The organism is Acinetobacter harbinensis, assembly GCF_000816495.1.
Taxonomy (GTDB): Bacteria; Pseudomonadota; Gammaproteobacteria; order Pseudomonadales; family Moraxellaceae; genus Acinetobacter; species Acinetobacter harbinensis.
The window spans coordinates 2603886-2624204 of sequence record NZ_JXBK01000001.1 but is presented as its reverse complement, the minus strand read 5'-3'; the positions used below and the strand labels follow the sequence as shown (position 1 = coordinate 2624204).

General features: G+C 43.3%; 22 protein-coding genes and 1 pseudogene. 11 read left to right on the top strand and 12 right to left on the bottom strand.

The features are described from left to right. Positions 1 to 47 precede the first annotated feature (47 nt). On the bottom strand, positions 48 to 557 hold the full coding sequence (locus tag SE27_RS12170) for a DUF4442 domain-containing protein (protein ID WP_039623688.1): 510 nt from the start codon (positions 555 to 557) through the stop codon (positions 48 to 50). A gap of 32 nt (positions 558 to 589) precedes the next feature. Continuing rightward, on the bottom strand, positions 590 to 1078 hold the full coding sequence (locus SE27_RS12165; RefSeq protein WP_039623686.1) for a YajQ family cyclic di-GMP-binding protein: 489 nt from the start codon (positions 1076 to 1078) through the stop codon (positions 590 to 592). 91 nt (positions 1079 to 1169) lie between these two features. Between SE27_RS12165 and SE27_RS12160 the strand changes: the two genes are divergently transcribed. Continuing rightward, a complete protein-coding gene (locus SE27_RS12160) occupies positions 1170 to 1484 on the top strand; it encodes a rhodanese-like domain-containing protein (RefSeq protein ID WP_039623683.1) in 315 nt (104 codons plus the stop codon). A gap of 80 nt (positions 1485 to 1564) precedes the next feature. On the opposite strand, the gene mnmC is transcribed toward SE27_RS12160, so the two are convergent. Genes mnmC through SE27_RS12140 form a run of 4 tightly spaced genes read right to left on the bottom strand, consistent with a single transcriptional unit; the run spans position 1565 to position 4973 of the window. After that, positions 1565 to 3493, bottom strand: a complete 1929-nt coding sequence (gene mnmC, locus SE27_RS12155) for an FAD-dependent 5-carboxymethylaminomethyl-2-thiouridine(34) oxidoreductase MnmC (protein ID WP_039623681.1) — start codon at positions 3491 to 3493, stop codon at positions 1565 to 1567. 36 nt (positions 3494 to 3529) lie between these two features. Beyond that, positions 3530 to 4024 (bottom strand): hypothetical protein, encoded by a 495-nt coding sequence (locus SE27_RS12150; protein ID WP_171160698.1) that lies wholly within the window; start codon positions 4022 to 4024, stop codon positions 3530 to 3532. 4 nt (positions 4025 to 4028) lie between these two features. Then, positions 4029 to 4331 (bottom strand): YciI family protein, encoded by a 303-nt coding sequence (locus SE27_RS12145; RefSeq protein ID WP_039623679.1) that lies wholly within the window; start codon positions 4329 to 4331, stop codon positions 4029 to 4031. 27 nt (positions 4332 to 4358) lie between these two features. Then, positions 4359 to 4973 (bottom strand): septation protein IspZ, encoded by a 615-nt coding sequence (locus SE27_RS12140; protein ID WP_039623677.1) that lies wholly within the window; start codon positions 4971 to 4973, stop codon positions 4359 to 4361. A 45-nt stretch (positions 4974 to 5018) separates the two neighbouring features. Between SE27_RS12140 and SE27_RS12135 the strand changes: the two genes are divergently transcribed. Continuing rightward, complete coding sequence (locus SE27_RS12135) at positions 5019 to 5870, top strand: PHP domain-containing protein (RefSeq protein ID WP_039623675.1); 852 nt, start codon at positions 5019 to 5021, stop codon at positions 5868 to 5870. 56 nt (positions 5871 to 5926) lie between these two features. Here the strand turns inward: SE27_RS12135 and SE27_RS12130 are convergent, their stop codons facing one another. After that, complete coding sequence (locus SE27_RS12130) at positions 5927 to 6838, bottom strand: bestrophin family protein (protein ID WP_039623674.1); 912 nt, start codon at positions 6836 to 6838, stop codon at positions 5927 to 5929. A 63-nt stretch (positions 6839 to 6901) separates the two neighbouring features. Next, the gene (gene radC / locus SE27_RS12125) at positions 6902 to 7603 is read right to left on the bottom strand and encodes a RadC family protein (RefSeq protein ID WP_039623672.1); all 702 of its coding nucleotides are present in this window, start codon (positions 7601 to 7603) and stop codon (positions 6902 to 6904) included. A 111-nt stretch (positions 7604 to 7714) separates the two neighbouring features. Here radC and coaBC point away from each other — a divergent pair, with 111 nt between their 5' ends. Further along, positions 7715 to 8989 (top strand): bifunctional phosphopantothenoylcysteine decarboxylase/phosphopantothenate--cysteine ligase CoaBC, encoded by a 1275-nt coding sequence (gene coaBC, locus SE27_RS12120; RefSeq protein WP_039623671.1) that lies wholly within the window; start codon positions 7715 to 7717, stop codon positions 8987 to 8989. Between the two features lie 61 nt (positions 8990 to 9050). On the opposite strand, the gene dusA is transcribed toward coaBC, so the two are convergent. After that, complete coding sequence (dusA, locus tag SE27_RS12115) at positions 9051 to 10058, bottom strand: tRNA dihydrouridine(20/20a) synthase DusA (protein ID WP_039623670.1); 1008 nt, start codon at positions 10056 to 10058, stop codon at positions 9051 to 9053. A 212-nt stretch (positions 10059 to 10270) separates the two neighbouring features. On the opposite strand from dusA, the gene SE27_RS12110 reads away from it, so the two are divergent. Then, positions 10271 to 10915, top strand: coding sequence for a HEPN domain-containing protein (locus SE27_RS12110; RefSeq protein WP_039623669.1), 645 nt, complete (start codon positions 10271 to 10273; stop codon positions 10913 to 10915). Positions 10916 to 10977: 62 nt separating this feature from the next. Here the strand turns inward: SE27_RS12110 and SE27_RS12105 are convergent, their stop codons facing one another. Further along, positions 10978 to 12171, bottom strand: a complete 1194-nt coding sequence (locus SE27_RS12105) for an MFS transporter (RefSeq protein WP_039623668.1) — start codon at positions 12169 to 12171, stop codon at positions 10978 to 10980. Positions 12172 to 12270: 99 nt separating this feature from the next. On the opposite strand from SE27_RS12105, the gene SE27_RS12100 reads away from it, so the two are divergent. The 4 genes from SE27_RS12100 to SE27_RS12085 all read left to right on the top strand — a co-directional run bounded on the left by SE27_RS12100 (position 12271) and on the right by SE27_RS12085 (position 16190). Further along, entirely contained in the window at positions 12271 to 12516 is a 246-nt protein-coding gene (locus SE27_RS12100; RefSeq protein ID WP_039623667.1) for a hypothetical protein, read from the top strand. A 756-nt stretch (positions 12517 to 13272) separates the two neighbouring features. Further along, entirely contained in the window at positions 13273 to 14400 is a 1128-nt protein-coding gene (locus SE27_RS12095) for a Re/Si-specific NAD(P)(+) transhydrogenase subunit alpha (RefSeq protein ID WP_039623666.1), read from the top strand. A gap of 11 nt (positions 14401 to 14411) precedes the next feature. Continuing rightward, the gene (locus tag SE27_RS12090; RefSeq protein ID WP_039623665.1) at positions 14412 to 14738 is read left to right on the top strand and encodes a proton-translocating transhydrogenase family protein; all 327 of its coding nucleotides are present in this window, start codon (positions 14412 to 14414) and stop codon (positions 14736 to 14738) included. Then, complete coding sequence (locus SE27_RS12085) at positions 14739 to 16190, top strand: NAD(P)(+) transhydrogenase (Re/Si-specific) subunit beta (RefSeq protein WP_039623664.1); 1452 nt, start codon at positions 14739 to 14741, stop codon at positions 16188 to 16190. 143 nt (positions 16191 to 16333) lie between these two features. On the opposite strand, the gene SE27_RS12080 is transcribed toward SE27_RS12085, so the two are convergent. Further along, positions 16334 to 17014: a type 1 glutamine amidotransferase domain-containing protein gene (locus tag SE27_RS12080; protein WP_039623663.1), complete on the bottom strand. Its 681-nt coding sequence runs from the start codon at positions 17012 to 17014 to the stop codon at positions 16334 to 16336. Next, positions 17011 to 17637: a TetR/AcrR family transcriptional regulator gene (locus tag SE27_RS12075; protein ID WP_039623662.1), complete on the bottom strand. Its 627-nt coding sequence runs from the start codon at positions 17635 to 17637 to the stop codon at positions 17011 to 17013. The genes SE27_RS12080 and SE27_RS12075 overlap by 4 nt, the downstream gene beginning before the upstream one ends. Before the next feature lie 140 nt (positions 17638 to 17777). Here SE27_RS12075 and SE27_RS12070 point away from each other — a divergent pair, with 140 nt between their 5' ends. The 3 genes and pseudogenes from SE27_RS12070 to SE27_RS14530 all read left to right on the top strand — a co-directional run. Continuing rightward, the gene (locus SE27_RS12070; protein ID WP_039623661.1) at positions 17778 to 18797 is read left to right on the top strand and encodes an NADP-dependent oxidoreductase; all 1020 of its coding nucleotides are present in this window, start codon (positions 17778 to 17780) and stop codon (positions 18795 to 18797) included. A gap of 15 nt (positions 18798 to 18812) precedes the next feature. Next, entirely contained in the window at positions 18813 to 19445 is a 633-nt protein-coding gene (locus SE27_RS12065) for a glutathione S-transferase family protein (protein WP_039623660.1), read from the top strand. A 731-nt stretch (positions 19446 to 20176) separates the two neighbouring features. Next, positions 20177 to 20319, top strand: a pseudogene (locus SE27_RS14530) (nitric oxide dioxygenase); the annotation flags it as partial.

Here is a 20319-nt window from a genome sequence, read left to right as displayed (position 1 = left end):
TCATCTTTAAGCTAGATTTCTTGCATCTAAAACGATTGCATAGCGTTTTATTGAACTTGCTTTTTTAATTGTGATTTGGCAATCCACGCCCACAGCATGTCACATTGAATCGGTTCTGCACCGGATTCATCGGTCACCTGTACGGTTACCAAGGTTTCACCTTTTTCAGTGCTGCGCATTAATGCTTGTTGTTCATCCGTTAAGGTTGCAACAGCAATCATGGCACCTTGGGTTGGACGTTTAAAATCAACTTTAAAGCTTTTAATTAAAACAATACAGCTGTCAGGGACATTCATGCCGGTCACAAAACCCGTCGCAGTTTCTGCAATCAAGGCCATTGCACAAGCATGTAGTTGACCGATATGATTTTGCATCGCGCGGTGATTTTCAATTTTGACCACTACTTTGCTGTGGCTTACTTCAAGATAGCGCAGATGTGCAGAACCGACCATCGGCACGACACGACCAAACGCTTTGCTCCACACCGCACGACGGATACCTTGCGGTAATTTAGCGGTGGCTTTGACCAGTTTTGATAAACGATTGCTCGATGTCATGAATATCCTCGGATTTTAAGTGGCTGATAGGCTTAATCTTTAAAGTTATTAAACTGTAAAGGCACACCAAATTGCTGTTCTTTTAAAAAGTTCATTACTTGTTGTAATGTATCGCGCTTTTTATCGGTGACACGAATTTTGTCACCTTGGATAGATGATTGCACTTTAATGCCGCTGTCTTTAATGGCTTTATTAATTTTTTTTGCTGTATCTGAGTCAAGCCCATCTTTAAGCTTGATAGTTTGCAGGATATTTTTACCTGAGGCCGTCATTTTTTGTGCATCAAGTGCTTGAATATCCACCTTACGTTTAAAAAAATGATTTTCCAGCATGCTATACACTTGCTCGCACTGGAAATCACTTTCGGCACTAATTTTGATTTCTTTGTTTTTTTCACTTAATTCAATAGAAACATCTTGGCCACGAAAGTCAAAACGTGTCGCAATTTCTTTTTGCGTGTTTTGAACTGCATGATTTACTTCAAAAATTTCTAATTCAGATACAATATCGAAAGAAGGCATGGTTTAGACCTTTGCAAAGGGAAAGAATATCTGAGATGCTAGGGGTGTTTTCTTCATTTGCCAAGTGTTGTTTACATCAAAGGAGTGCACAATGATCCGTAAGCAAGAAATTACAACATTTGAGTTCCCAGAAAATGCAGTAATCTGGGATGTTCGTGACAGCAAAGCATTTGCTGACAGTCATGTGAAAGGCGCGGTAAATCAGCCCTTAGATGACTTAAGTGCAAATAGCTTAACTCAAGTGCAATCGGATCAGCCCATTTACATTTTATGTGGTGGCGGTAGTAAAGCACCACGTGCTGCTGAAAAGCTAGAAGGCTTTGATGCTTCCCGTGAGTATGTTGTATTGATGGGTGGCACGCGTGCCGCACGTGATGCAGGATTGCCTTTAAAACAGGGTGCTTAATCAAAAGAAGCGCCGTAAGGCGCTTTTTTATGGCTTAAATAGAAGATCTCCCTTTTTAAAGGGATTTTTTTTGCGGATGCTTAAGTGTTTGCATCCGATTTTTGATAATAGGGCTTTTTCGGTTTGACCTTTTTGATAAAACGCTGTGGACTGAGTTTATCCAGCCAATAAGCGCTCAGCGGGCAGGCCTGCTTTAAAATCTGTGCAACCAAGACCTCACTACACAGTGGCGCAAATAAAAAACCTTTTGAGCCCAATGCGGTTAAGGTGTAAATTTCAGCGTCGATGTGAATTTTGCCCAACAACGGAAAGTAATCAGGACTTTGTGTGCGTACCGATGCCCGTCCTTGCCATGTTTCAATCGGCGCTAAGCTTTGTGCATAATCTGGAAATACATGATTGAGCTGATCATAGTTATGTTGATGATCTGCGGCTAAAACGCTGTCATCTTCGCAATCCGGATGAAAAGAAGCACCGACCAATAAATGATCTGCATCTAAGGGCATACAATAGCCGCCATAACTATAGGCTTGGTTTATAGCCAAGGGCTGCTCAGCATGCTTAAACCAACTGACCTGTCCGCGATTCGGCTGTAATTTGGGCAGTTGCGCTGAAAATAGTTTACTTTGCATGGCGGCGCAGACAATCACATGATCAAACTCTGCCAAGCATTGCTGTTGGTGGTCAATGACCTGAATTTTCTGTTGATGCTTAACCGGCTTTAGTTGAATAACCTGTGCGCGTTGAAAGTGAATATTGGGCTGTTGTAATATTTCTGCGCACAATTGACTGGGTGACACTGTGCCGGCTGGTAAGAATTTGACACTTGGATAAGACGTGTTGAGCTCTGTAGAATGGGCTGGCTGCTGTGCAAATACACCGGTGGGATAGTGCGCCGCCAGTTCATGTAAATTATCCTGTGGTTTTAAGAGCAGTTGATTCACTTCAATGGCTTGAAATGCTTTAAATCTTTGATAGTGCGGCAGCGCATATTGCCATGCCAAGGTCACCAAATGCTTACTGCTGTGTTCAATTGCGCCCAAACGTGGATTGAGTAGCGCCAATGGATTACCAGATGCACCCGCCAGTGGCGCTGTTTGATCGTAAAGGGTCACTTGATGGCCACGACTGGCAAAGGCATGGGCACAGGTTAAACCGGCAATCCCTGCGCCAATGATGGCAATCTGGCGCTGCTTTGCTGTGTGTTGTAAGCTGGAATGCTGCACCGCCTGAGTATTGCTGTTTTGTAATGCATTGGCGCGGTGTTGCGGTGTTTCGGGGGCTAACCAAATGGCTTTAAGCATTTGGCGTTTATGTTTAAATCCCCGTGGACGGGAAATAGAAATTCCATGCTGAGTGAGGCCACGCTTTAATACACCGGCCACACTAAACGAGGCGAAAGTGGTGCCATAATCGGACAGGCGCACGATCTGATCTAAAATATGGGTCTGCCACATTTCAGGATTGGTCGATGGCGCAAAACCATCTAAAAACCATGCATCGACGGCTTTGGTTTTAACAATCTGCGGTAAAATCTCATTGGCATCGCCCAACCACAAATCAATTGAAAAACGCGCATTGGGAAAATTCAGCCGATGACAACCTGCAATTGGCAGCGGATATTGCTCAATGAGTTGAGTGGCCAATGGCTGCAATTCAGGCCAAGCCTGAAGCGCACGGATTAAATCGATTTTACTCAGCGGGAATTTTTCGATACTGATCAGATGCAAATGACTGTGATTGTCAGGGCGTTGTTGCTGCCACATTTGCCACAGGGCCAAACTATTTAAAGCGCTACCAAAGCCCGTTTCTGCCACACAAAAATAGTCAAAATCTGTCAAGTCGGCTAAACGTGTGGCCAAATCATTGCCATTTAAAAAGACATGCCGTGATTCAAGCAAACCATTGTCTTTAGAAAAATAAACGTCACCAAATTGTTTTGAGATGGGAACATCAATGCCATCAACAGATTGCCATTCTAAATCAGCCGTTTGAATTGCATCAGACAAGAGAATACCTTTAAAAACTAAAATATAAACAGAGGATTACCACTGCCGACGACGTTTGGTATACACATAACTGGCAATTAAGAAACCCAGCAATACGCCCAGTGCAATGGTGGCCGCGCCGTATATAAACATTTGTGCGCTACGTTCACTTTGTAGCACTTGCACCTGTACACCCAAACTGTCATTTTTCAATTGCAGTTCTTGGTTTTGCGATAAGGCCTCTAAATTGGCTTTTTCCAGCTGTTGTAAACGCGTGGCTTGATCATTCACCAAGGCTTTAACTTTGGCATCTTGTAGAACTTTATTTTTGGCCAATTGTTCTGCGGTTAATGGCTTGGAGTCTTGCGGTAAGCCATTGGCATTGATGTGACCGGTTGCAGGCAAGGTTTCAGGACGATTGGCAGGCAAGGTCTGTGGTTTTTGTGCTTGGATGGTGGCAGCAATGGTGGGTGCCACGGCAGGAGGGCTTTCTACTGCTGACGCAGCAGAACACAGGACAGATAAACTCAATAAGCTTAAAACAACACGCATCATTTTATCCTTGAGGAAACGCTTTATTAAACGGTTTCACATCAATATGGGCATAGACACCTTCGCGTAAGAAGGGTTCATCTTGGAGCCAGAGATCCAAAGCTTCGCGGGTTGCAAAGTCGACAATTATGGTACTGCCATAAAAACCGGCTTGTGGATTAGTGGGGTCTTTGGGCATCGCACCGGCCACAATTAAACGACCTTGATCATTTAATTGTTGCAAACGCGCAAGATGTTCTGGACGAGTAGCCAGACGTTTTTCTACTGTGCCGTCGTGATCGGTACAGCTGACAACAAATAAAGGCATATTGTTTTCTCGATCGATTGAGCTAAATTATTCTTCAGAGGACTTAAAGTGTTTGCGCAACACAATAAACTGAATAATGATAAAGGAAAACATGACCAACATGTCACCAAATGCGGTGAATTCACCCCAATATTTTCCGTTGGCAAATAAGAATGCAAAGAAAATATGTAAGCAAGACATCACGATAAACATCGCAGCCCAAGCAAAGTTTAAATTTTTCCAGCCTTGCGCGGTTAAATTAAAAATGGGGCCAAATAAACGCTGAATCAGCGGCTTTTTATCTTTGGTGAAATAAGGAGAAAGCAGAAATGCACCCGCAAAAACCAGATTTAATAAAACGGCTTTTAAACGAATATAAAAATCATCGCTTAGAATTAAGGTGATGCCACCAAAAATGACCGTCATAAACAACACAATCCACTGTTGTTTTTCCAAACGAAATTTCTGTATGACAAACAAAGCGCCATATACCACCAGCATAGACATAATTAGGCCGGAGGTTGCAACCAAAATATTATTATTATCTATACCGCCTGCAGAACCAATTAATCGCAGCAGCGGATGCTCGGTATCTTTTGGGTCGACGGTCTTATATAAATAAAAGAAAATAATGAGTGGCACAAAGTCTAAAAGTGCTTTCATGTTAGAGTATCTAAATCTGATCAAATAAATGACATAGTATAAGTGATGCACGGCGTAGATTTACATACACACAGTAATATTTCTGATGGAACTTTGTCTCCAGAACAACTGGTGCATGCTGCTATTGAAAAAGGCATTCATACCTTGGCGCTGACCGACCACGACACCATGGATGGCTTAAGCTTGGCGCAGCAGAGTGCACAAGGGACAGACTTGCGTATTATTTCTGGGGTGGAAATTTCCAGTCAGTGGGCGCGTCCGGCCACACAAAAAAGTTATGGCGTGCATATTGTGGCGTTAAATATGCAAAATCCAGAACCGATGTTGATTTTACTGGAGCAACAAAAACACATTCGTGCCATTCGTGCCAAACAAATTTGTGATTTGCTGACGCCGTTAATTGGTCAGGATATTTACGCAGAGGTTATTGCCAAGGTCGATGGCATTGCTGATCGTATTACCCGAACCCATATTGCCAAAACCTTGGTTGAAAAAAAGATCGTCAGTCGTGCGCAACAAGCCTTTGATAAATACATTAAAGAGGGCAAGAAAGCCTATGTTAAATTTGATGGCTTAGCTTTAGCAGAAACCATTGAAGTGATTCATGCCAGTGGCGGCTATGCGGTGTTAGCACATCCGACCAAATATGATTTATCCGCCACCAATATTCGCTATTTAATTGAAATTTTTGCACAATTCGGCGGTGATGCGGTAGAGCTTCCTCCAGCGATGGAGCCTGCTTCGAGCCGTCAAATGGTCGATCGTATGATTGCTGAACATGGCTTAAAAGTATCGGTGGGCAGTGACTTTCATGGTGATCATATGCCGTGGATTCGTTTGGGCAATATTCCACGGCTAAAAGAAGGGCAGGTCGGGATTTGGGAGAGTTTTAAATAATCTCTTTTCCAGAGCTAACTTTATAAACAAAGCGAGCGATTTTTTATACAAGATTTTTATAGAAGATTGTTGTCTTGTGCTTGAATCGGTGGTGGCGTCGGTTTGCCCAAGGTGCCCAACAATTCAATTTCAATGGTACGGACCATCGCATCGAGCGGTAAATCATTGCTTTGCGTGCCAAACGGTTCTTCAATTTCTGAGCTTAGAGCATCTAATCCCAAAAAGGTATAGGCCAAAATACCCACGATCAGGGGGGTAACCAAACCCAAGGTTGCGCCTAAGCTAAACGGCAACATAAAACAGAAAAAATATACGGTACGATTGAGTAAAACTGAATAAGCAAACGGCAACGGGGTGGTGGCAATACGGTCACAACCAGTTTGGACCAAACTCAGTTCAGCGACATGTTGATTCATTTGGGTGTAAATAATATCGGAAATTTCACCTTCTTTAAGCGCTTGCATCAGTTCCCATTGCATTAAACTTAAAGTGTATTGCGGTGCATTGGCCTGTTGATACAACTGAGTTAAAGCCTGTTGGCTCATGCCACTGGTTTTTACCAATTCCAGTGGATTGGCGGTTTGATGGCGTAAACGGTCTCGCAGCACATTGGCAAAGACAATCACATGTTGAATCACCCGTTCACGCCGGCCTTGACTCAGCATACGGCAGTCCCGATCAAAATGCCGCGCATTGGCAATCAACATACCCCACAATTTGCGCGCTTCCCACCAGCGGTCATAACAGGCAGTATTTTTAAAGCCCAAAAAAATAGACAGCACCACACCAATTAAAGTAAAGCCCACAATCGGCAGTTCAGGGAAATGAAAATTACCGACATAGGACAATCCGCCAATCACCGCAGAAATCAGCATTACCACACCTAAGGGCGGTAAAACCTTGGGAAGAATCGTGCCACGCCAAGAAAAGAGCAGTTTAAATATACTTGGTTGGTCACGCACAATCATGTTATGAGTATCATTAAAATTTTGCCTAATCTTCTGCGTTCATCCGGTGCTTGTCAACCGGTGTTACATGATTTTTTGAGCCTCAATCAGGCCATGTTCAGCAAAGGAGTAGGTGCCCTCAGCTGAGATAATACAATGGTCAATTAAGCGAATTTCCAGTAACTGACACGCCGTGGCAATGCGCTGCGTCAAGGTGATATCCGCGTTTGACGGCTGTGCTTTCCCTAAAGGATGATTGTGGGCGATCACTAGACTACTGGCCTGTTGATTAAGACTATGCCGCAACAATTGATTAATAGAAATCTCACATGAATTTATTGAGCCATAAAATAGTTTTTTAAAGCTAATTTTTCTTAAATGCGCATCTAAGCACAGTACGGCAAAGACTTCTTGCTGTTCACCCAACAGTTCAAATGTTAAAAAATCCACCAATGCTTTGGAATTGCTCAGTTCTATTTTTTGTTGGGTTAAATGCTGAGCAAGATAACGCCGTCCCAACTCTTTGACCGCCATTAGCTGTGCATATTTACTTTCGCCCATGCCATGAAATTGGTTTAAATCGGTGAAGCTGGCATCAAAAATAGGATTCAAGCCGCCGAAATGCTGTAACAATAAACGTGACAATTCAACTGCTGAATGTTGCTTTGAACCAGAACGTAAAAAGATGGCCAACAGTTCGGCATCGGATAAGCTGGGTGCACCTTGTAGGATCAGTCGTTCGCGTGGCCGTTCTTGAATAGGCCAATGTTTAATCGATAAATTCATTTTTTTTAGACTTTTTTATTTTAATGGCGTGAATGAGAGCCAACAGCTCACTTGGGTATGGGTTTATTTAATGATATTGTGAGCGCCACTGCAACACAAGAGTAGCTGTTTGTGAGCTTCAATTTAAGTGTGATTCCAAATAAAAATATTATTTTAGCGGTTACCGGCGGCATTGCAGCCTATAAAAGTGCCATTGTCGTGCGACGTTTAAAAGACGCAGGCTTTGATGTGCGCGTGGTGATGACGGCAGGAGCGCAAGCCTTTATTACCCCGTTAACCTTTCAGGCGTTGTCGGGGAATCCGGTGCATACTGAATTGCTGAATCCTGAGGCGGAAGCCGGCATGGGGCATATTGAGTTGGCACGTTGGGCGGATTTGCTGCTGGTGGCACCGGCAAGTTGCGATACCTTGGCAAAATTTGCAGCCGGCCTAGCCGATGACTTATTAAGTACGTTGTATTTGGCGAGTAAATGTCCCGTTTGGGTGGCACCGGCCATGAATCAGCAGATGTGGGCAGCCAAAGCCACGCAGCGTAATCTAAATACTTTGGTCGATGATGGTGTACACGTGATTATGCCGGATGCCGGTTCACAAGCCTGCGGCGATGTCGGTTTAGGACGGATGCCAGAACCGGAAGATTTAGCCCAGCAAGTGACGCAGTATTTTCATCAAGCACAGCGTGCCACTGCGGAAAAATTTGGTCTGTTGGCGCATCAGCATGTGGTGATTACCGCCGGTCCAACGCGTGAAGCGATTGATCCAGTGCGTTATATTTCTAATCACAGTACCGGTAAAATGGGCTTTTCTTTGGCCGCAGCCTGTTATGCCGCTGGTGCTGAAGTAACGCTAATTGCAGGGCCGGTCAGTTTAGATACGCCCAATGGCGTGCGCCGTATCAATGTATCTTCTGCACAAGAGATGCTGAAAGTCAGTATGCAAATGTTGGATGATGGCTGTGATATTTTTATTGCGACTGCCGCCGTGGCAGATTACCGCGTTGCCGAAGTGGCTGAGCATAAAATTAAAAAAGCCGGTGATGAGCTTAACGTGGCACTGATTAAAAATCCCGATATTGTGGCCACCATTGCACAACAACTCAAACGTCCCTTTATGGTCGGTTTTGCCGCTGAAACCCAAAATGTCGAAGCTTATGCTGCGGGTAAATTGGTGGCTAAAAAACTCGATATGATTGCCTGTAATGATGTCTCGCGTGCCGATATTGGCTTTGCTTCTGATGAAAATGCCATGACAGTATTTTTTGCAGAAAGCTATGACATGCCAAAACGTGATTTAGACAAAGCCTCGAAACAACAGATTGCTGAGCAACTGGTACAGGCCATTTCTGAAGCACGCAATCAGCAGCCAATGCCATCCCGTAAAGCTTAAAAATAAATGCTAAAAAAGCGCCTGAACTGGCGCTTTTTTAGCATTGTAGATAGCTGTATTTTTACGGTGTTTGTTTATCGAGTAAATAGTCTTCTGTGCGTTGCATGGCTGCTTGAATATTCAGCAAAGCCACCTCTACATCCTGCAAGCTCTTGGCATTGCCGCCACTTAAAGCTTGTCGCCATTTGCGCGCGCCGGGTAAGTTTTGAAAGAGCCCTAAAATGTGCCGAGTAATAATTGACAGTGGCGCACCTTCTTGCAGACGCTTTGCTATATACGGCATCATTTGCGCCATAATATCAAAGCGATCCGGCGCCTCTAAATTCCACAGTTGAGCAAGTTCAGCCAATAAGTACGGGTTGTGATAAGCCTCACGACCAATCATCACGCCATCGAGTTGTTTTAAATGTTGTTGCGTTTCAGCCAAGGTTTTAATGCCACCATTAATCTCAATGATAAGATCAGGACGATCTTGTTTTAAGCGATAAACATCGTCATAACGTAACGGCGGAACATCGCGATTTTCTTTGGGTGATAAACCTTGCAGCAAGGCAATACGTGCATGGACGATAAAGTTATTACAGCCGGTTTTGGCCACGGTGTCGACAAAATGAAGCATCTGTTCATAAGACTGCATGTCATCAATACCAATACGATGTTTGACCGTGACAGGAATGTCCACCGCATGACGCATGGCCGCAATACACTCTGCCACCAAGTCCGGTTCTGCCATTAAACAGGCGCCAATTTTATTATTTTGCACGCGGTCGCTGGGACAGCCGACATTTAGATTAACTTCGTTATAGCCCCAATCTTCGGCCATTTTGCTACAGCGCGCTAAATCTTGCGGATTGGAGCCGCCCAATTGCAACACAATCGGCTGTTCTTCGGGGTTGTAGGCCAAATGACGTGCGGCATCACCAAATAAAATCGCGCCAGTGGTGACCATTTCAGTGTATAAAATAATATTCGGGTTAAAAAGACGCGCAAAAAAACGGTAGTCGCGTGTGGTCCAATCCATCATCGGGGCGACTGAAATACGCGGCGGTAAAGATTGAAGAACAGTCATCATGTCGACCTGAAAATGAGAAAAAACCAGAGCGCGAATTATACGTGCTTTATGCTACATGCAACAACCAAGCAGGGCATACAAAAAATAAAATATCGTTCAGCCCAGCGCATCATTAAAATTAAATGACTCATCAGCTCGAGCGGCTATATTGTAAATGATGAAAAAATCAGTATGTTGAGACACCACAATAATAAACATGGGCATTGAATATGCTGCTTCTAGAAGAAATTTTTAAAAGTAAAAAATTACAGCATTCAGAGCGTTTTAATTTACGTGTGCAACGCAGTTTAAGTTGGTTTAAAAAATCGCTTGAATTAGAGCATGATTTAGATTTGCAATTTATCAGTCTATGGATTGCACTGAACGCGCTTTATGTACAAGACATGAACGTGGCACAGGATACACAAGCTTTACAACAGTTCTTAAATTCGATCCATCAACAAGATCAAGAGGATAGAATTGACAGTACGATTTGGGGAAAATTGAGCCCTCTGATTGCACGATTGCTCGATAATCCTTATGCCTATCAAGCATTTTGGGATTATAAAAATCAAAAAATCAGCCAAAGCACATGGCAAGCCAATTTTGTTCAGGCCAAACAGCAAGTCCAGCATGCTTTACAGGAACAGATATCGATTGCTGTATTGACGCTGCTGTTTAATCGTTTGCATACCTTGGCCAATCAATTGACGCACGGCGGTGCAACTTATAACAGTTCAATGAGCCGTCAAACAATGCAGGAAGCCTGTCAGATTTTGGCGGCATTTTTATCCAGCTGCTTATACGTTCTGCTGGAAAATGCCCCTGTGCTTGATGTAGGGCAACCCTTTTATCCGATCATACAGGTGTGTTAGTGACAGCTCAAAATAAGTCTCTAGCGTGCTGATTCAAACAGCACGCACTATGCAGCCTTTGTTTAAGCGCTGAGTATTTTCTTGTGACCATAATAATGATCTGCTGCGGCAGATAAAGCTGAACCCAACACCAAAGATAATCCAGCAATACAGGTCATGCTCCAACCGCCATGATGCCAAGAGTACACCCCCAGCGCAGAACCGCCTGCACCACCGATAAAATAGATGGTCATATAAATTGAGTTAATGCGTGATTTCGCGTCGGGATGTAAACGAAAAATAATACTTTGATTGCTGGTATGCACAATGGTTAAACCCAAACTGATTAGGCCATAACCGATGATATAACTGATGAGTATTTGCCCACCGAAATATAAAAATATCCAGCTTAAGAGCAAAATCGCCAGTCCAAGCCATGTTAAGAGCACGGTATGACCTTGATCGGCAATCTTACCGATTTTAGCCGTGGCCAGTGCGCTAAACACGGCAATTAAGGTGACCAAGCCGATTAAAATATCAGATAAATTAAACGGTGCTGAGGTCAGTAACACGGCAATGGTGGAAAACAAAATACTCATGGCGGCAAAGGCAAAACCGCCAATTAAAGCGCGTAAGCCTAAACGCGGTTCTTGTTTCAGTAACAGCGCCATAGATTTAAAAATCTTGCCATAGCGCATATTTAACGTGGGTACGTCGGGTAATTTTCGTTTCAGTAGAATGGCTAAAATCACCATCAATACCGCACTGACCGCGTAAATAACTTTCCAATTAAATAGATTGGACAAAATGCCGGCCAAACTGGTGGACAGTAGTAATCCGACCAATAAACCACTCATGATAAAGCCGACCACTTCACCGGTTTTTTCTGGCTTCACCGCCATGGTGGCCAAAGGAATCAACACTTGTGCGGCCACTGAAAATAGACCGGTCATGATTGTTCCAATCCACAGCATAGGTAAATTAATGGCAAATGCACAAATTAATAAACCAATGGCAGCTAGAAACATCAACAGGGGAATAAATTTAGTTTTATTGACAATATCGCCAACTGGCACAATAAACAGCAAGCCCAAAGCATAAGATAGCTGCGCGAACGTCACGGTGAGTGCCACTTGTGATTCAGAGACATTAAAATATTGTTGGATGGAATGTACCAACGGCTGACAGTAATAATTTGCCCCCGCACATAAACCACAGGCAATGGCCATCAGCCAAAGCAAAGATTTATCTTGGCTAATGTCGAGAGATGTCTTCATAAACGTCCTTTACTAAATAGTCTGTATACAAGCAGCAATCGCTGAAAGTGGGTCATAAAAACCGAGGCATCAAGCAAAAAATCAGCATGAGAAAATGGTGTGTTTCAAGCAATCTGGCTGAAAATGCCATGCATGATGGATGGGGAGAGAGATGCTGAGCTTGATCGAATGACACAGAGAAAGATGAATTATAAAGTTTTTAGCCGAACAGGGAAATCTATAAATAGCGCTGTATCACTTTCTGTTTGTAAACAGAATGCTGACAATCGGTTAGGCATTTTATCTAGTGCAATGCTGATAAACATTAAAACGACTGATGCAAGACAAAGTAAATCTGCAGCTTAAACTGAATAAAAAATACAAAATCTACTTCAAAATAATTTTTTAAGCACTGTGATTGGCACAAAACACAGGATTGTTGGGTTTTTGCCCTGAAATGGGGCGATAAAGCACCAGCTTAAGACTATTTTGATTAAATCATCATCAAGCGAAATGGCAATTGAAAAATAATTATTTTTTTATCGGTGTTTCTTGTGATTAAACGGGCAATAGCGGCAGCCACAATGACGGGGTTAAGTCATCAACCACCTAAGTTCTATCGCCCTAAACGTTACAGCGAGTTGACGGTATCAATCTGTTTTAAAAGTATTCGATTCTGCTTCAGTCTGTCTTTGCAAGAGTGTCAGTTCAGCCAATTGAAATAAAGTCTCAGACTAAAGCTGCTGTATAGGCGTTAAATAGCGCGCTACGAAACTAAGCATTGGATTTAACTAGACGGTCAAATGGTCAGAATTATCAACTCTGCATTTTTGTATGCTTTTATTGCGTATGGGGTAATGCGTTAACTGCGTCGTGTGTGCTGAATAAATAGACCGATTGACCCTATTTATAAAATATTCGCTGATATAAAAAGCATAAATATAAAATTTCTGAATATTATTTGTGAATCATCAGTTCAGTATGGGGGTATTTATTAAATAAATATTGGGTGGTAATTTAAATTAGTTCAATTAGAATCCAAAAATTGAACAAAAACACACCTAAGGGGAAACATTGCAAAACGCGATGTTTACTTAAGAAAAATTAGCTTGAGGAAGGCTCATGCAGATCGGAATCCCAACCGAAACTGTTGTCGGTGAAAACCGTGTGGCAGCAACGCCAGAAACAGTAAAAAAGTTGATCAGTGCTGGTCATACAGTGGTCATTGAACGTAGAGCAGGGGTTAAAGCCGCTTATATTGACAGTGCTTATGAACAGGTCGGCGCTAAAATTACGGATGATGCCTATAGCGGCAGTCAAATTATTCTGAAAGTTCGTGCCCCGCAAGGTAGCGAAATTCAGAAACTGAGTGCCAATACGGCCGTGATTGCCATGTTTGATCCGTATCGCAATACTGAACTGGATCAATTTGCCGCTGCGCAGGTGTCTGCATTTGCTTTAGAGCTTTTGCCACGGACGTTGTCTCGTGCGCAGAATATGGATGTGTTGTCCTCTCAAGCCAACTTGGCCGGTTATAAATCAGTGCTATTGGCGGCAACAGAATATCAACGCATGTTCCCGATGCTGATGACCGCAGCAGGCACGGTTAAACCAGCGCGTGTGGTGATTATGGGGGTTGGTGTTGCAGGCTTACAAGCGATTGCCACCGCCAAGCGTTTAGGTGCCATTGTTGAAGCCACGGACTTACGTCCTACTGCACGTGATCAAGTTGAATCACTGGGTGGTAAGTGGTTAGACGTGCCGATGTCGGATGAAGAAAAGCAAAAAGCTGCCGATGCTGCCAAAAATGGCTATGGCTGGATGCCGGGTGAACAATATATTCAAGATCAAGCGGCCATTGTCGATAAAGCGGTTTCCAATGCCGATATCGTGATTACCACTGCATTGTTACCGGGCCGTGATGCACCGCGCTTAATTGGTGCTGCAACCGTCGCGAAAATGAAACCGGGTTCCATTATTTTGGATATGGCGGTGGAGTCTGGCGGTAACGTGGAAGGCTCAAAATGTGGCGAAAATGTGGTGACTGATAATGGCGTAACCATTTTAGGAATCCCAAATATTCCAGCCACGGTGGCAACCGAAGCTTCGGCGCTATATGCACGTAATGTATTTAATTTCCTTGAAACACTGTTTGATGCTGATCAGAACTTTGTTTTAAATCCAGAAGAAGAAATTCAGAAAGCATTACTCGTCACTCATGGCGGTGAATTGCTGCTAAAGCGTGGTTAAGGAGAGCAATCATGGTTGAAACGATTACAATTTTCGTCCTTGCCATCTTCGTAGGTTACTACGTGGTTTGGGGCGTTACCCCTGCTTTACACACGCCGTTAATGGCGGTGACCAATGCCTTATCGTCCATTATTGTGGTCGGTGCGATGATCCAAACTGTGGGTATGCCGGTCATTGGCGTCGATGCTAACGTGGCTTTTCAAAGCGTAAATGTGGTGAGTGTATTGGGCGCAATTGCCGTATTCTTGGCCAGTATTAATATTTTTGGTGGCTTCGCGGTGACTGCACGCATGCTTGAGATGTTTAAGCCGAAGCAAAAGAAAAAAGAGGGTTCATAAATGGAATTTATTCGAGACTATGCGGATTGGTTCTACTTGGTCGGTGCCGTTCTTTTTATCTTAACGCTACGTGGTTTATCTGGGCCGAAAACAGCCATTCAAGGCAATCGTTACGGCATGATTGCGATGGCCATTGCGGTCATCACCACCTTTTTTGTGGCCAATCATCCTGTGGTATGGATGATTGTTGGGGCAATGGTGTTGGGTGCTGTGGTCGGGATTGCCCGTGCACGTACCGTACCGATGACGCAAATGCCAGAAACCGTGGCCTTAATGCATTCTTTGGTCGGTTTGGCTGCGGTGTTAATTGCCATTGCGGCCATTTTACATAACAACCAAATGACGGCTTTATTTGTTGATCACGAAGGTGCTTTAAACGCAGCGGGTGTTGAACATGCACACATGAGCAAAGTTCATTTATTTGAATTGTTCGTGGGTTGTTTTGTCGGTGCGATTACCTTTACCGCTTCAGTCTTTGCGTATGGTAAGTTGGCGGCGAAAAAATGGGCGAAAACTATTTCAGGTGGTTGGGTTAAGCCAGTACAAGCATTGATCTTTATTGCAATGTTGGTCTGTGGCTTTATGTTCTTCACCACCGGCAATATGCCCGCATTTTGGGCGATGACCGCTTTAGCTTTGGCTTTCGGTTGGGTGTGGATTGCGCCAGTCGGTGGCGGTGATATGCCAGTGGTGGTGTCACTCCTTAACTCATTCTCAGGTTGGGCTGCGGCAGGCATTGGTTTTACTTTAGAAAATAACATGCTGATTGTGGCCGGTTCACTGGTCGGTTCATCCGGTGCGATTTTATCTTACATCATGTGTAAAGCCATGAACCGTTCGATCATCAACGTGTTGTTTGGTGGTGCGATGGGCGGCGCTGCACCCGTGCTCGCAGCAGGCGATAAAGTTCAGCGTAACCATCGTTCAGGTTCTGCCGATGATGCCGGTTTCTTAATGTCAAATGCTGATAGCGTGGTGATTGTGCCGGGTTATGGAATGGCGCAAGGCCGTGCACAAAATGCGGTGAAAGAGTTGGCGCATATCCTAAAAGAACAAGGCGTGAAGGTGCGTTTTGCCATTCACCCTGTGGCAGGGCGTATGCCGGGTCACATGAACGTGTTGCTGGCTGAAGCCGATGTGGCCTATGAAGACATCTTAGAGATGGATGAGATTAACTCTGACTTCCCTGCAACCGATGTAGTACTGGTGATTGGTGCCAATGACGTGGTTAACCCTGCGGCCAAAGATGATCCAACCTCGCCAATTTACGGAATGCCTATTTTGGAAGCCCATCGAGCGCGCACGATTATGGTGATCAAGCGTTCAATGGCCACAGGTTATGCCGGTCTAGACAATGACTTGTTCTATAACGACAAAACCATGATGATTTTTGGTGATGCCAAGAAAGTAGTGGAAGAGATGACCAAAGCGATTAATGGGAACGGCCACTAAGTCGTCATCTTATTAAAAGCATAAAAAAACCGACCCTTTCAAGGGTCGGTTTTTTTATCTCTTGAGTTTTTGCTGATCCATTTAGCCTCTGATGACAGGCAAATACAGCAAAATCAGGCTTGAATAGATTTTTTAATTCAAACTTAAGCCTGTAATTTTTTCAATAATTGTTCAGCAGCCGCTTCTGAGCTGGCCGGATTTTGTCCGGTAATCAATTGACCGTCGATCACCACATGTGACTGCCAGTCTATACCTTTTTCATATAATCCGCCTTGAGCTTTAAACTCATCCTCAATTAAGAACGGCACCACATCAGTCAGCTGAACGCCTGCTTCTTCACTGTTGGAAAAACCGGTGACTTTTTTGCCTTTCACCAAAGCATCACCATTGGCTGTTGTTACATTTTTTAAGACTGCCGGTGCATGACAGACAAACGCCATGGCTTTATCGGCACGATCAAAAGCTTCAATCAACTGAATTGATTTTTCATCGTTAGTTAAATCCCAGAGTGGGCCATGTCCGCCTGAATAAAACACGCCATCAAAATCGGCAGCATTGATTTGCTCAAGAGGAAGCGTATGTGCAAGTTGCTGCTGTGCTGCATCATCTTTAGCAAAACGACGAGTCGAATCTGTTTGCGAATCGGCTTCATTGCTTTTCGGGTCGAGCGGCGGTTGACCACCTTTAGGCGATGCTAACACCACTTCTGCACCGGCATCTTTAAACACATAATACGGTGAGGTAAATTCTTCTAACCAAAAACCGGTTTTTTGTCCGGTGTCGCCCAGTTGATCATGTGAGGTTAAGACCAGTAATATTTTCATTGTAATTTCCTAGATTGAGGTTTTGTGGGGGTTAACATAAATTCGGTGGCGTACAAGGCTTGCGTAAGTGGCGCTTTATCTTTTTGTAACTTACTCAGTAAGGCCGCGCCTAACCACATCGGATAAATGATTTGGCTCAGGCTCGCAGCGTCCATCTCTATATTGATGGAATGATCCTGTTTGCCCAGTTCAATCAGTGCGCTGATGCGCTGCATAAGCTGTGCTACGCCTTGCGCCATAATGCAGCGCATGTCTTCAGACAGGTCGGACACTTCTGCAGCAAGCTTAACAATTAGACAACTGTCTGCCCAACCACACTGCATGTTAGGATCATCAATCCACAACTTAAAATAGCGGATAAGTTGTTGTTTTGCTAATGCATTACTGTTCCAAATTTGATCTAAACGCGTGTGGTAAGCAGCAATATAATCTTCCAGTAACGCACAGCCAAACTGCTCTTTCGATTGAAAATAATGATAAAAAGAACCTTTAGGAATCTGACATGTGCTTAGAATTTCTTGTAATCCAACGGCACTAAAGCCTTTATGTAAAACCAGATCGGCGCCGGTCTTTAGAATATGCAAACGTTTCAGTTGCGATTTTTTGCTGACTTGTGTTTGCATAAAATATAGCCTTTAATTAAAAAAGTAGACCAGTCGTCTTGATTTTTAGTATAACTTATCTACAATGCATGTAAAGCAGTTTTATCTGAATCAATGTGATTCAGATAAAACTGAATTGCCTATACTCAGGAGTTTTAATAATGACTGCAATCAAAAGCCAAGGTATTGTTTTAGCCTCACGTCCCGTCGGTGAGCCGACCCAAGCCAATTTTTCTATACAAAGTGTGGACTTGCCTGCACTAGAAGAAGGGCAACTGTTACTCAAAACGGTTTATTTGTCACTGGATCCATATATGCGTGGTCGCATGAGTGATGCGCCATCTTATGCGGCACCGGTTGAAATTGGTGAAGTCATGGTCGGCGGCACAGTTAGTCAAGTGCTGGATTCAAAACATCATAAATTTCAAAAAGGTGAGTGGGTCTTGTCGGGCAATGGTTGGCAGAGCCACGCGATTGTCGATGGCAGTCAATGTCAAAGTTTAGGCATGCATCCTGAACATCCCTCGTGGGCATTGGGCATTTTAGGTATGCCGGGTTTCACCGCCTATATGGGCTTATTGGATATCGGTCAACCGAAAGCCGGTGAAACTTTGGTGGTGGCAGCAGCAACTGGTCCAGTCGGTGCAACTGTCGGACAAATTGCCAAAATTAAAGGCTGTCGTACCGTGGGGATTGCCGGTGGCGCAGAAAAATGTCGTCATGCGGTTGAACAACTCGGTTTTGATGTTTGCTTAGATCATTATGCTGAAGATTTTGCCGAACAACTTAAACAAGCTGTGCCAAATGGCATTGATATTTATTACGAAAATGTCGGTGGTAAAGTATTTGATGCGGTGTTGCCGCTGTTAAATGCTGCTGCACGTATTCCAGTTTGTGGCGTAGTTTCACAATATAATGTCACTGAACAAGCACAAGGCCCAGATCGCTTACCAGGCTTTGTCGGCACATTGCTTCGAAAACGTATTCGTATGCAAGGCTTTATTATTTTTGAGGATTATGCTGATCATTATCCAGCGTTTCATCAACAAATGTCAGTTTGGTTGCAAGAGGGCAAGGTTCAATATAAAGAACATGTGGTTGACGGTTTAGAGCACACAGTCGATGCCTTTGTCGGTATGCTTAAAGGGCAGAATTTCGGCAAATTAGTGATTAAACTTTAAAATCAGGAAAATATTATGCTGACCTTACATCATCTAGATCAATCGCGTTCTTTTCGAATTCTGTGGTTATTAGAACACATTCAACAGCCTTATCAGCTAGAGCGTTATTACCGCGATGCCCAGACCCATTTGGCACCTGCCAGCTTAAAAAATATTCATCCGCTGGGTAAATCGCCGGTGTTGGAGTGGGATGGCAAAGTCATCGCGGAGTCTGGTGCGATTGTGGAGCTGTTAATTCAAAAACTGGCGCCGTCTTTAGCACCAACAATGGATGATCCGGCCTATGTTGATTATTTACAGTGGATTCACTTCTCTGAAAGCTCCGCCATGGTGCCGTATTTATTGAAAGTGTTTAATGCTATTGAGCTACAACAGGGCACTCAGTTGGCTTTTTTAGAGCAATATACACAAGCTGAGTTTGATAAAGTCTTTGGCTTTGTCGAGACTCATTTGCTCGATAAAGACTTTTTAGTGGCAGATCGTTTAACCGGTGCAGACTTTATGCTGGGTTTTGTACTCAATGGTTTGCTGTATAACATGCAACAAGCAGAGCATTACCCGAATATTAAACGCTATGTCGATGGTTTAAGTGCCTTGCCAAGTTGGCAAGCAGCTGTCGAGATTGAACAACAGGGTGTGGCGGGTTAAAGCTTAGCACAGCCTTGGTGTGCTTTAAAAAACGTGCCAAGCGGCTTTAAAAACTAGTCCATCGATAAAGGTCATAGTGCATTTGTAACTATGGCCTTTGTCTTTTAAGGCGATCATCTTTACTGCTCTAGCGGTGTCTTCTTTAAAATAAACTCAGGATTTACTTCAGCAGGCAGGCTGGTCTTTAATCTGGTAGATTAACAACACCAAGCATAAAAATAAGTTTGATCCTATTTTAAATATGACACTTCATTTTTTCTATGCAGCCTCAGCGCGCAAAAAATCACAGTTAAAACCCTGACCTTTAAATTACGCTCATCCCTTTTAAATAATTCAGCCGTTTGCTATAGCGCGACTGATCTAAGGCTGAGTGCCTTATTTTTATAGAGATTCATCTATTTCTATTCTAATTTCTTAGCCATCAGTGTGCATCATGCAGATGTGCTTTAGCGACAGCCTCGCGGATATAAAAGAAAAAATTCTGATTCATCCCCCCTAAAATCCTTATTTTTATTTTCGACACTATTTTGTGTGATGGGGTCTTATTTTTGACTATATTTTAGAATTTCCAATTGATTTATAATTAAAAATTTAGTTATATCAAATGTTTATGACTTAAATTTTTAGGTTTTAAAAAATAAAATTAAAATGCTACGGATGAATTGACATGGGTTTTTAAAGGTGTATTATAAATACATCTTTAGAAATTACCCTGTAGTGAGCTAAGCATTATGTTAAGCCAACATCAAAAAGATATTGTAAAAGCAACCGTACCTGTATTACGCGAAAATGGCGTTGCACTGACCGATTATTTCTATAAACGTATGCTGAACAATAATCCAGAATTAAAAGAAACCTTTAATATGGGGCATCA